The sequence below is a fragment of the Flagellimonas sp. MMG031 genome (genome assembly GCF_040112705.1).
In the GTDB taxonomy this organism is placed as follows: domain Bacteria; phylum Bacteroidota; class Bacteroidia; order Flavobacteriales; family Flavobacteriaceae; genus Flagellimonas.
The window spans coordinates 2,324,235-2,336,841 of record NZ_CP157804.1 but is presented as its reverse complement, the minus strand read 5'-3'; the positions used below and the strand labels follow the sequence as shown (position 1 = coordinate 2,336,841).

11 protein-coding genes and 1 tRNA gene are annotated in these 12,607 nt (G+C 43.4%); 4 read left to right on the top strand and 8 right to left on the bottom strand.

What is annotated here, in order from left to right; genetic code table 11:
* Complete coding sequence (locus ABNE31_RS10495) at positions 1 to 648, top strand: esterase (RefSeq protein WP_349351092.1); 648 nt, start codon at positions 1 to 3, stop codon at positions 646 to 648.
* Here ABNE31_RS10495 and ABNE31_RS10490 read toward each other — a convergent pair whose 3' ends face one another.
* A complete protein-coding gene (locus ABNE31_RS10490) occupies positions 649 to 1,575 on the bottom strand; it encodes a hypothetical protein (RefSeq protein ID WP_349351091.1) in 927 nt (308 codons plus the stop codon). It lies immediately after the preceding gene.
* Positions 1,576 to 1,651: 76 nt separating this feature from the next.
* On the bottom strand, positions 1,652 to 2,908 hold the full coding sequence (locus ABNE31_RS10485; protein WP_349351090.1) for an FAD-dependent oxidoreductase: 1,257 nt from the start codon (positions 2,906 to 2,908) through the stop codon (positions 1,652 to 1,654).
* Between the two features lie 133 nt (positions 2,909 to 3,041).
* Here ABNE31_RS10485 and ABNE31_RS10480 point away from each other — a divergent pair, with 133 nt between their 5' ends.
* Entirely contained in the window at positions 3,042 to 4,592 is a 1,551-nt protein-coding gene (locus ABNE31_RS10480) for a M28 family peptidase (protein WP_349351089.1), read from the top strand.
* 161 nt (positions 4,593 to 4,753) lie between these two features.
* On the opposite strand, the gene ABNE31_RS10475 is transcribed toward ABNE31_RS10480, so the two are convergent.
* Positions 4,754 to 4,829, bottom strand: a tRNA-His gene (locus tag ABNE31_RS10475).
* Between the two features lie 263 nt (positions 4,830 to 5,092).
* Here ABNE31_RS10475 and ABNE31_RS10470 point away from each other — a divergent pair.
* Complete coding sequence (locus ABNE31_RS10470; RefSeq protein WP_349351088.1) at positions 5,093 to 7,186, top strand: tetratricopeptide repeat-containing sensor histidine kinase; 2,094 nt, start codon at positions 5,093 to 5,095, stop codon at positions 7,184 to 7,186.
* Here the strand turns inward: ABNE31_RS10470 and bshB1 are convergent.
* The 5 genes from bshB1 to ABNE31_RS10445 are packed head-to-tail and all read right to left on the bottom strand — an operon-like array spanning position 7,183 to position 11,080.
* Positions 7,183 to 7,905 (bottom strand): bacillithiol biosynthesis deacetylase BshB1, encoded by a 723-nt coding sequence (bshB1, locus tag ABNE31_RS10465; protein ID WP_179385627.1) that lies wholly within the window; start codon positions 7,903 to 7,905, stop codon positions 7,183 to 7,185. The genes ABNE31_RS10470 and bshB1 overlap by 4 nt on opposite strands.
* Positions 7,906 to 7,910: 5 nt before the next feature.
* A complete protein-coding gene (locus tag ABNE31_RS10460) occupies positions 7,911 to 9,080 on the bottom strand; it encodes a PLP-dependent aspartate aminotransferase family protein (protein ID WP_349351087.1) in 1,170 nt (389 codons plus the stop codon).
* Positions 9,081 to 9,099: 19 nt separating this feature from the next.
* Positions 9,100 to 9,402, bottom strand: coding sequence for a type II toxin-antitoxin system RelE/ParE family toxin (locus tag ABNE31_RS10455; RefSeq protein ID WP_349351086.1), 303 nt, complete (start codon positions 9,400 to 9,402; stop codon positions 9,100 to 9,102).
* On the bottom strand, positions 9,386 to 9,619 hold the full coding sequence (locus ABNE31_RS10450; RefSeq protein WP_293283733.1) for a hypothetical protein: 234 nt from the start codon (positions 9,617 to 9,619) through the stop codon (positions 9,386 to 9,388). The genes ABNE31_RS10455 and ABNE31_RS10450 overlap by 17 nt, the downstream gene beginning before the upstream one ends.
* Positions 9,620 to 9,670: 51 nt before the next feature.
* Positions 9,671 to 11,080 carry an MATE family efflux transporter gene (locus ABNE31_RS10445; RefSeq protein ID WP_349351085.1) on the bottom strand — a complete coding sequence of 470 codons (1,410 nt, stop codon included), beginning with the start codon at positions 11,078 to 11,080 and terminating at the stop codon, positions 9,671 to 9,673.
* 231 nt (positions 11,081 to 11,311) lie between these two features.
* Here ABNE31_RS10445 and ABNE31_RS10440 point away from each other — a divergent pair, with 231 nt between their 5' ends.
* Positions 11,312 to 12,607 (top strand): M14 family metallopeptidase, encoded by a 1,296-nt coding sequence (locus ABNE31_RS10440; protein WP_349351084.1) that lies wholly within the window; start codon positions 11,312 to 11,314, stop codon positions 12,605 to 12,607.

Here is a 12,607-nt window from a genome sequence, read left to right as displayed (position 1 = left end):
ATGTCCAACCCAGAAAAAACGGTAACCTATTCCACCGAAAACACCTATCTGACCAAAAACGAACTCACCCCAAAAACCAAGAATGTTTGGCTGATTTTTCACGGTATTGGTTATCTAAGCCGCTATTTTGTCAAATATTTTGAGGGATTGGACATGGAGGAAAACTACCTCATTGTGCCGCAAGCACCCTCCAAATACTATTTGAAAAACGAGTACAAATACGTTGGTGCTAGTTGGTTGACCAAGGAAAACACGGCTATGGAGGTGAAAAACGTCCTAAACTATATTGATGCCGTGCTAGAAGCAGAGCATATTCCGGAAAAAGTCAATTTTATGGTCTTCGGATTCTCCCAAGGGGTTTCCATTGCGACCCGTTGGCTTGCGGGCAAAAAAGTACGTTGTAAACTCTTGGTCCTCTACGCTGGTGGTATTCCCAATGAGCTCACTGCTTCCGATTTTGATTTTCTGGATTACGATTCAACCGAAGTCAAAATCATCTATGGCGATCAAGATGAATTTCTTACCCCTGAACGATTGAAAGGTGAGAAAGTAAAAATTGATGAATTGTTTCAAGGCCAGGCCGAAATCATCACCTTTAAAGGAGGTCATGAAGTCAAGCCGGAAATCATAGCGAAATTATTGGAATAGTTAATTGGAGGTCTGTTCCTTGGGTTCTGCTTCCTTAAAGTATTCAATGGTACGGGTGGTGTAACTATTTCCTGGCGTCACGATTTTTTTTACCCAATTACGGGGGGTATGGTTATCAAACTGAAAAATATACTTATCCGTGGACTCGGTGTTTACCGTTTTGTGGACCACTTTGCTCAAGACTCCATCCGTATACTGATAAAAACGCTTTTCTTGGGAAACAAATTCCTTTTCGGCCATATCATATAAAAAGTCTTCGCTAGTGACCAATTTACCGGCTTCGTTAAAGACCTCCTCGTTAGCTGTATTGGGCTCTCCATCAATATATTCCTTGGTGAGTACTACTTTTTGAGTTTTGTTTCCCACCTTTTTGGTAGAGGTACGTACGGATTTTTGCAAAATTCCATTGGTAAAAGTACTGATCGTTTCCTCGTTTTTCACTGTGGAATAGTCGAAAGTGGTTTCGTCCACACCTTCCCCGTTGGAAGTGGTGATGCGCACCAACTTACCTTCCTCATCATAATAGTATTGCTGTTGCTCCAGGAATTGCTTATCGTACGAAATAATTTTTTCAATAATGGTCTTGGTTGGAACGGTATCTACTTCATAAAAATTGGCCATGGAAGTGGATTCGTCGAGAACATTGTTCTTGTAACTTTCCATCCGTTTCTCCAATAATTCCCCATGCTGATATTTGTAGTACGTAATATCTTGGTCCGTGTCGTTATATTGGGTCACGGTTTTGGTCAATACCCCCTCTTTATTGAATTCGAACAATTCTTTGCCATAATTGGTGGATACCAAACACGATTTCACCCTGCCATTAAGGTCAAAGTCCTTCAGGGTAAAAATCTGTACTTCTTGGGACCAAATCCCAAAAACGAAGAACAACGAGAGAAAAGATGCAATGGCGTAGTGTTTTTTCATGTTGTAAAATTAATCGTAAAAACAACAACCGAAAAATCTTAGGGCACATATCATGCCGCAATAGGAAAGAAATATCTTAAAATTTACGTTGGGGGTCAAAAGGGGCTATACCCATGGATAATTCTTGCCCGGAAATGATCTCGGTGACCAATTTACCTGTAGCAGGGCCCAAGCTCCATCCCATCATGGCATGACCGGTAGCAATGGTGAGGTTATCCATGTGCTTAACCCTCCCAATATAAGGAAGCCCATCCGGTGAAACTGGACGAAGTCCACATTTGGCCTCGGCCTTGGCCTTTTCGGGGATGCTCAAACCTTCATAGTAGCTTTCCACCCCTTTTGCTATGGCCTCTACCCGCTCCTTACGAATGGTATGGTTGATTCCCGAAAACTCCATAGTGCCGGCAAATCGGGTAAAACCTTCCATAGGGGTGACAGCAATCTTTTTTTCCATCAAAATGGCGGGGAACGTAATTCCCGTAGGCTCTTCCATGTTGATTCGATACCCCTTTCCTGCTTGTAGGGGCAGTTGTAATCGGATTTTCTTTGATAGGTCGGATGTCCACGAACCTGCAGCCAAAACTACTTCATCGGCCGAGTAGGTTGCTTTTTCCGTTCTAACATCGGTAACCCGGTTTCCTGAAACCGACAAGTCGGTTACACTTTCATTTTTATGGATCTCAACACCATTTGTTTCAAGGAACTCCAACATATTCCTCATGATCAACGGTGGTGTGGTATGCCTATCGCATTCCCAAAGTATGCCACCACTCGCATTGATGGTTAGGTTGGGCTCCAAATCCTGTAATTCCTGTTTGGTCAACAATCTACTGTTCAACCCCAAATCCTTCGCCTTTTCCACTACTTCCATTTCGTGGTCGCGGGCCTTATCGGTCTGGAACATCATCAACAACCCTTGGTTGCCAATTTCAAAGTGGCCCAAATCTCCAGAGGCTTGGATTCCTTCAAACAGTTCCCGGCTCAACAGGTTAATATCGCGAATTACCGGCATTGCCTTCTCTACCTTGGCTTTGGTGGAGGACTTTTTAAAGTACCATGCCCATTTGATGAAATCGATATCCCATCTGGGTTTCATATAAAAGGGGCTCGAGGAGTTGAACATATACTTGATTCCTTGGGTAATCATGCCAGGTGAGGCCAAGGATACGATATGGCTTGGCGTTAAATAGCCTGCATTTACAAAAGAAGCTCCGGCCGAAATATCCGATTTGTCCAATACGGTCACCTGATGTCCTTCCTTGTGCAAATAATATGCTGTGGAAAGACCAACGATTCCTCCTCCGATCACAATCACAGTTTTGCTCTTGCCCATAGTGCGCCATTTAAGGGTTTCCACAAATTCGAAGTGCCAAGATACATAAAGGACTTGATTCCGTTAAAATGGTCGATGTGATTTCTTTAACTAACTTTTGACTACTTTTGGGGGATTTTGAAAACCAACTCTAATGAAAAAATTACTTCTCTTGGTGCTGGGGTTATCCTTGGCATGCAATTCTTCCCAAAAAACCGTTTCCGAGGCAGCCAAACCTATGGCGGACCCTGTGCCGTATGCCGAAACAATTACCGAGGCAGACCTCAAGGAACATTTATACACCTACGCTTCGGATGAGTTTGAAGGAAGGGAAACCGGCACTCCGGGACAGAAGAAAGCCGTGGAATATATCAAGGCGCACTACCAATCCTTGGATGTTCCCCCTGCCAAATCCAATGGGGATTACTTTCAAAAAGTGCCTTTGGAAGTTTCAAAAGTTCCTGTGGGAAGCCTAAGTTTTAATGGTCAAGCCTTTGAACTGGGCAAAGAAGTGGTGACCTTTACCTCTGCCCAGGGCACTTATAACGAAATTGTGTACGCAGGATATGGTATCGAAGATGGGGACTATTCCGATTACAGCGGCATCGATGTATCAGGCAAATTGGTACTGATGAAGGCAGGCGAGCCTGTGGACAGTGATGGAAATTATGTGTTGTCCGGTACCTCAAAAAAATCGGAATGGAGCAATCTGTCCGAATCCATCAGCAAAAAAGCATCCATTGCCAACGACAAGGGAGCCAAAGGCGTTTTGTACCTCGATGTTCAAAACTTCCCAAGATTCCGAGGGTATTTTGATTTTATCAGAACCAATGACAGCGGAAGAATGCAACTTGCCGGGGATACCGACAACCCGATGCTGCTTATCTTGGACATGCCCGCTGCACAAGCCATTAAGTCTGACATTGAGGAAGACGACGTTCCTAAAGTTGTACAGGCCGATATTGATTTGAATTTGACCAGTGGCAATGACCAGATCGATTCCGAAAATGTGGTGGCCTTTATTAAAGGAAGTGAAAAACCAGAGGAATATGTGATCATTTCCTCCCACTTAGATCATATAGGGGTCACTGCCGATGGGCAAATCAACAATGGTGCGGACGACGATGGTTCGGGTACCGTGGCTTTGTTGGAAATCGCTCAAGCCTTTAAAAAAGCGGCCGATGAAGGTAACGGCCCCAAACGTTCGGTAGTTTTTCTACACGTGACTGGAGAAGAAAAAGGACTTTTGGGATCAAGGTATTATACTGACGTTGACCCAGTCTTTCCTTTGGAAAATACCGTGGTGGACCTCAACATTGATATGATCGGGCGTATTGACCCCAACTACGCTGGGGCGAGAAATTACCTCTACATAATCGGTTCGGACAAGTTGAGTACGGAACTGCACAACCTATCCGAAGCGGTGAATAAAAAATACACCAACATCGAGTTTGATTATACCTATAATGATGAGAACGACCCCAATCGTTTTTACTACCGTAGCGATCATTACAATTTTGCCAAGAACAATATTCCAATCATCTTTTATTTTAATGGTACCCATGCAGACTATCACCGCCCTGGTGACACTCCCGATAAAATCAACTACGATTTGTTGGAAAACCGAACCCGTCTTATTTTTTACACGGCTTGGGAAATTGCCAACAGACCTGGAAGATTGGTGGTTGACAAGGCTGCGGATTAAGAGATTGACCTTTTGTAGATAGAAAAGCCCTCCGATGTGGGGGCTTTTTCTATGCATAAAAAAGAATATGAGATTTTAAACTTGAACAAAAGTATATCCAAAATTCAAGCTAAAAACAAAAATCCCGAACCAATTCAGGTACGGGATTTTTTTATACTCAAGGGTGGAAGACCGGGTTCGAACCGGCGACCTCTGGAACCACAATCCAGCGCTCTAACCAACTGAGCTACAACCACCATTTAAAGCGGATGCAAAAATACTTTTTTGTAATGATTCGACCAAAATATTTTTCAAATTCCAACAATTTATTATTCCCGCCCCATTCAAGGGCTTCACCAACCAATTGATTTTCTGTTACCCTGCATTCAAACGCCAAACCGTATAATTTATCGATAAAATGCACGTTTTTAAGACCAAACACACATTTTTGGGCATTTCACAACATTTAATTCCCATCGTGTCGTTTTAAAATTAGTTTTACAGCAAATATTTTCAACTTGGTGTTGTCAGAAAAAAACTTCATACCAAAGCATGCCACGACCATGTTGCGCATTTTACTTTGCGCCTTCATGGTCGCCGTATCGCTACCGGTTCTGGCACAATCCTCCAACGAAAGGGATAGCTTGGCCTACCGTCTTCAGCGCTTGGAGTCCACCAACCGTTTTAACCCTAAGGACACCACACATATCAAACTATTGGTGGAACTTGCCTTTTCGTACCGCTATTTGGAAATGGATAGCCTTTATTCCATAGGAAAGAGAGCTTTGGAGTATAGCGAACAAATAGATTACACCTACGGTAAAGTAAAGGGGTTGGATGCACTGGGCAATTACTATTACAACAAAGGGGAGCGAGAAAAATCCATGCCCTTGTTCCAAGAAGCCCTTAGATTGGCAACAGAAGCCAAGGACATTCCCTCCGAACTTTCCATTATAAATGCCATGGCCCAAAACTATAGTTTTGAGGGCAATTATGCCGAGGCATTAAACCTCAACCTGAAGGGCATAGATTTGGCCAGAGAGATTGACAACCAACCGATGCTGTCCGTATTGAACGAGAATATTGCAGGATTGTATGCGGACCAAAAAGATTTTAAAAATGCCCTGATGTTCTATGACACTGTTCAAAAAATAAACAGGAGATTAGGCGATGAGGTAATTGACGCGGAAACACAAAGCAACATGGCATCGCTCTACAAGGACGCGAAGGATTACAAAAATGCCATGTTCAATATCAACAGGAGCATCAGTACTTTTGAAAAGCATAAAGTATATGATTGGCTGGCCTATGCCTACGAAGTAAAAGGCGATATTTATCTTGATCAAGAAAAATACAAGTGGGCGTTATACTGGTACGATCAGAGCAATATATTGTTCAAACATCAGATTGAAGATGACCGGATCAAGATTCAATTGATGAACGGGATGGCCAAAGTATATTTTGGTTTGGAGCAGGACAGTCTTGCTTTAGTATATGCCAAAAAAGGCCTTGCATTGTCCGATAAAATCAAATCCTTGCAAGGAAAAATAGATTGCTCCGAAACTTTGTACAAATTGCACAAGAAAAATGGCAATACTCCTGAGGCATTGGCCTATCTGGAAAGTTTTAAAATATTGTCCGACTCCCTCTTCAAGGATAAGAACAAACAAAGTCTTTCCCTTTTGGAGACCAAATTGCAATACGAACAGGAAAAACAGGAACTTATCGAGGCCAATGAGACAGCCTTGGCCAAACAAAGGAACTACATCTATTTTTCGGTTATTATCCTTATGATTCTCAGCATCATCACCTTTGTGATCCGCAGAAGTGAGAACATCCAAAGAAAACTGAACAGGGAGCTCAAGGAAAAGTCCACTGCCGTAACACAACGGGAAGCGCAATTGCACGAAATCAATAAGACCAATACCAAGCTGTTCTCCATCATCGGCCATGACCTTCGGGGCCCAATCGGTGGGCTACAAAGCATGCTAAAGCTATTTACGGATGGTGAAATAAGCACCAAGGAATTCGTATCCTTCATCCCAAAGCTAAAAACCGATGTGGATAATATCTCTTTTACGCTGAACAACTTGTTGTCTTGGGGTATGAACCAACTCAACGGAGTGGTGACCAAACCTAAACGGGTCTCCCTTTCAAATTTGGTGAACAACAATATTCAATTACTATCGGAGGTTGCCAACAGCAAGTCCATTAAGATTATCAACCAACTACCTGAAAATCCAAGGATATGGGCCGATAGCCATCAAATGGATATTGTTGTCCGAAATATTTTGAGCAACGCCATCAAATTCACGCCCGAAAATGGATTGATTACCATAAACGCCGTGGAAAAAGCTGGCATGTGGCAGGTATCCATTCGTGACACAGGTATTGGAATGACAGCGGAAATGCAACGTTCCATTTTCAAGGACTCTTCCAACATCACCACTTACGGTACCAATAATGAGAAAGGCACTGGTCTCGGACTTTCGTTGTGCAAAGAAATGGTGCTTAAAAACAATGGCGAAATTTGGGTGGACAGTGTTCCACGCAAAGGGACTACCTTTTACTTTACCGTGCCCAAAGCGGTCAACCGCTACCAAAAAGCTTCCTAGATCAAGTCGTAAAGGCTGTCAACACCCACAAAGCGCTCTACGGTAAAGCCTTCGGCATATTCCACCCCGATCATACGACCTAAATCCCGTGCGCGGTAATTCACGCTATCCGTAAAGTTTTTACTGCTGATGGGAGTTTCAGGCTCTTTACTGTTGGGATCATAAAACTGCGAAGCATACGCCATGATGGCTTCCGTTTTCTTATCGATAAAACCAGTGACATCGACCACAAAATCGGGTTCAAGGTTTTTCCACTGTATAAAGTGATACACCACTTTGGGTCTCCAGGCGTCCTGCCATTGGTCGTCCCCGTCCATTTTGGTATCAATTTTTCTGAGTCCGCTCAAAAAACAGGAGTCGCTCACGAGCTTGCTTCCTTTGGCATGATCAATATGACGGTCCTCCACCGCATTGCATATCACAATATCCGGCCTATATTTTCTGATGATTTTGATGAGTTCTAATTGGTGTTCCTTATCGTTCACAAAGAAACCATCGGCAAATTCCATGTTTTCCCGAACGGCAACGCCCAAGATTTCGGCTGCCTTGGCCGCTTCTTGGTCCCTGATTTCGGCTGAGCCCCGTGTGCCCAATTCCCCGCGGGTCAAATCAACGATGCCTACTCTTTTTCCTTTGGAAACTTCCTTTGCAATGGTGGCACCGGCCCCCAATTCGGCATCATCGGGATGCGCTCCAAATACTAAAATATCTAACTTCATAGGTGTTAAGCCGTAACGGTCATGGATTTTACTTTGGCAATGGCCTGTTCTATATCAGCAATCAAATCTTCTATTTCCTCTATTCCCAAAGAAAAGCGAATCAATGAATCCTTTATTCCTTGTTTGGCCCTATCTTCTGGACTCATAAGGGAATGTGAGGTTTGCGTTGGTGAAAGCATAGTGCTCTCTATCCCCGCCAAACTCATGGATGGTTTGATTAGCTTCAATTCCTTGAAAAAGAGCGATGCATCAATTTCTGGATTTAACTCAAACGAAAGCATTCCACCAAATCCTGTCATTTGCGATTTCGCCACTTCATGGCCTGGATGACCCTTCAAACCGGGATAATAGACGTTGTCCACATTCGTATTTTGACTGAGGTATGTGGCCATTTGCATCGCATTTTCATTTTGTGCCTTCAGCCGAATGGCCATGGTTTTTAAACTGCGCTCCAACAACCAAACCGTGTATTCGCTCAAGCTACCTCCAAAACAGATGCCTGTTTGCCATACCATATCCATATGCTCTTTTGATGCCGCTACCACACCTGCCGTAATATCCGAATGTCCGCCCATATATTTGGTTGCACTGTGCACCACCACATCAATACCAAAATCAGCTGGGGTTTGATTTATGGGACTGGCAAATGTATTGTCGATCATGGACAGGATTCCTTTCTTCTTGGCCAAATCGGCTACGCCCTTGATATCTGTAATGGTCAATAAGGGATTGGAGGGCGTTTCTAGGTACAACACCTTGGTATTGGGTTTGATTTCTCGTTCAAAATCGGATACCTCCCAACCTTCGGTGAAAGAATACTCGATTCCAAAGCGCTCCAACTGACTTACCGCAAAATGATAAGTACCCCCATAAATTGTCTGTTGCAATACCACATGGTCACCCTGCTGTAAAAAGGTCATTAAAGCTGTGCTGATGGCCGCCATGCCACTGCCAAATATCAAAGCAGCTTCGGTATGCTCCAATGCTGCCAATTTTTTGCACAACGCTTCCTGGTTGGGCGTGTTGTAATATCTGGGATACCGCTTCACATCCACATCCTCAAATTGGTAAGAGGTGCTCATATACAAGGGAGATACTGCCCCTTTGAATTCTTTATCCTCCAATTCCCCGACGTGGGTGCAGATGGTGTTCACTCCTTTTTTATTGTTATTCATATTGAGCCAGTCTTTTTAGTTATAGTTTGAGTTTGCTTGGGTTTTGCCTGTTGGAAAATAATGAAAGAATCTCTACGGTGTTTGAGCCCATTCGATAGTACAAGTTCGTATATATGCCAATTACGGCTCTTCTTACATCCTTTTTTGCGCTGGATGCTTGGAACAATTCGGGATTCTTAGAAATCAACTCCATAACATGGTCCAATTCACGAGAAAAGTTTTTTAACTCTCTCTCCGTCCAATGTTCATCCAAATAGGCAATGATACCTTCCAGTTCCAAAATGGCGTTTTGTGTCCATAAAATTTTATAACCACTTGCCATATATTTTCTTCACACTTGAATGTGGTTGGGTATTCCCAGAATCTGCATCTTTTATCCCCTTTGAAATGGAATCCTTTTCTTTTTGAGAAAGCCCTTCCCACCAATCGGCCCTTTCACTGTCCCTAAGCTTGATTATTTTTTCAATTGTGGATTCATCATCCAAAGTGGAAAGCCATTGGATCAATTCAATCTTTTTATTTTGAAAATTTATGTCCATGTCCTCTAAATTAAGGTTTTCAAATGGATTATATCAAAGATACGAAACCCATCATACTTGGACTTGCTTCCATTTTCCTTTTTTGAACCATACCATGGCCAATACCGCCAACAGTACTTCGGCCAAGGTAATGGCCAAGAAAACACCAATGGCACCCCACCCCAAAACCAAAGCGGAAACATAGGCCAATGGCAATTGGAAGAACCAAAATGAGATCAAATTGATCTTGGTAGGGGTTCTGGTATCCCCTGCCCCATTGAAGGCTTGAGTAACCACCATGCCGTAAGCGTAAAAAATGTAACCGAGGGCAATTATCTGCAAGCAAAGCGCTCCACTCTTTACCACCTCTGGGGTAGCGTTGAACCAAGAAATGATGGTTTTGGCAAAAATGAGGTAGCCCAAAGATACCGTTCCCATAAAAATAGCATTGTATTTCCCTGTTTTCCAAACGGAACGCTCGGCACGTTCGGGCTGTTTGGCACCCAAGTTTTGGCCTACCAAGGTCGCCGCGGCATTGCTCATACCCCAAGAAGGCATCAAGGTGAACATCATTACCCGAATGGCAATGGTGTATCCTGCCAATACTTCGCTACCGAACTCCGACATAATGCGCATCAAAAAAATCCAGCTGGAAGTACCTATCAAAAACTGGGCAATGCCCCCTAAGGATACCTTGATAAGATTCAACATAACCTTAAAGTTCAGAACCAAATCCTTGGCCAGTAACTTTATCTTGCCCCAACCAAAGAACAAAATGCCCAATTGAAAAAGCACCGCGGTTCCCCTGCCAATGTTGGTGGCCACTGCTGCACCTTTTACGCCCATTTCGGGAATAGGTCCAAAACCAAAGATGAACATGGGGTCCAAGATAATGTTGAGTCCGTTGGAAAGTACCAAGGCCCACATGGCAATGGAAGCATTCCCCGCACCACGGAAAATGGCATTGATCAAAAACAAAAGTGTAATAGTAATATTGCCACCAATCAACCATTGGGTATAACCGTAGCCCTCGGCGATCAATTCAGGTTCCCCGCCCATCAAGGCCAAAATATCCTTGGCATATATGATACCGATAATGCCTATCAATATAGAAATCAAAACGCCCAAACTGATGGCTTGTACCGCCGCAATCCGTGCGCCTTGCACATCTTTTTCTCCGATTCTACGGGCCACAACAGCGGTTGCAGCCATACTGAGCCCAATGGCCAAGGCATACACCAAAGTGATGACCGACTCTGTAAGCCCTATGGTAGCCACCGCATTGACGCTTACTTTGGAAACATAGGCAATATCCACCAATGCAAAAATGGATTCCATGAGCATTTCCAAGATCATGGGAATAGAAAGCATAAAGATGGCCTTACGGATGCTTCCAGAGGTAAATTCGGTTTCCTTGCCTGAAATCGCTATCCAGAAATAATGGATGAATTTTTTAAATGAATGTGTATGAAGATGTGTCATTATCTAAGAATTATGTGTGAAAAAAGAAAGTAAATGTCAGATTCACCTAAGGAGTTTCGGTTACTGGTTTGGCCTAAGGCCAATGGTGACATCTATCGCGTACATAATTCTTATAACTTCATGATGGGGCAAAGATGCAAAAAAAACGGTTACATTTTCTATAATTTTTTCGTTTTGCTGAATTTCAAGTCATTATTTTCGTAGCAGAACCAACCAAAACTATTGAAGACCATGCACATTAAACGTTCAATCCTTATCGGAATACTAGCTTCCACAACATTGATATGCTCCTGTAAAAAAAATACCTCAACTGCTGAAACCGAAGAAAAAACAGGTTACCAAGGACAAGGCAAAAGTCCCGTGGTGCCCACGGTGGACAAACCAGTTCAAAAACAATGGAGAGGTGTTTGGGCTTTTAATGACAGTACCGTGTATTTTTCCAACCAATTTGATGGTGCCCGATTAAATGGCGTAGCCTACGATGGCAATGATCACTACACCATTTGGGTGACGGCAGAAAATACACCCATCAACGTAAGTCCGTGGTATGCTTTTCAGGTTTGGTCCAAGGAGCCGCGTGAAATAACCGTTCAGTTAAACTATCAGGACTCCAGAAGCCGATATTACCCAAAAATAAGTACGGATGGAAGGAATTTTGCCCCACTGGATAGCACACGGTTCAAGGCTATCAACCCGGGTGAAGGTGAATTTGGGATACAGGCAGCACCCGAGTCTACCGAAATAACGCTCAATATTAACGAATCCCCAACCTGGGTTAGCGCCCAGGAACTGTATACCTCTGCTGTGGTACAGGAATGGGTAGATTCATTAAGTCAAAAAGCGTTTGTTGAGAATTACCCTATCGGTCTTTCCAAAGAGAAACGAACGATGCACCTCATGGAAATCAACGAAAATTCGGAAACGCAAAAGGCATTAATGATCATTTCCCGACAGCATCCACCTGAAGTGACCGGGTTTTTGGCGATGAAATCGTTTATCGAAACCATTGCTGGCGATTCTGAACTTGCCCAAACATTCCGGAAGGAGCACACGGTTTTCGTGGTTCCGCTCATGAATCCAGATGGAGCCGATAACGGACACTGGAGACATAATATGGGTGGTATTGACCTAAACAGGGATTGGCAAAACTTCAACCAGCCTGAAACGAGAAATGTTCGGGACTTTCTGGTGGAGAAAGACAAAACCTATGATTTCGTTTTCGGAGCTGATTTTCATTCTACCTGGGATGATATCTACTACCCAATCGATACAACGGTGACGGGTGCAGAAGGAAAAATCATCTTTGATTGGATAGCAAACATCAGTGAGCGTTTACCTCAAAAGAAAACCAATATCAGTGCTTCGGATGAGTTGGACCCCACTATGGTATCCAGTAAGTATTTCTACGTAAACCATGGCATGCCCGCCATCGTATTTGAGCTTGGGGACAATACATCCAGACCTTTCCTAAAGGAAAAAGGCAAGGTTGCCGCAGAGGAAATTATGAAGCTTTTGATGGAACAATAG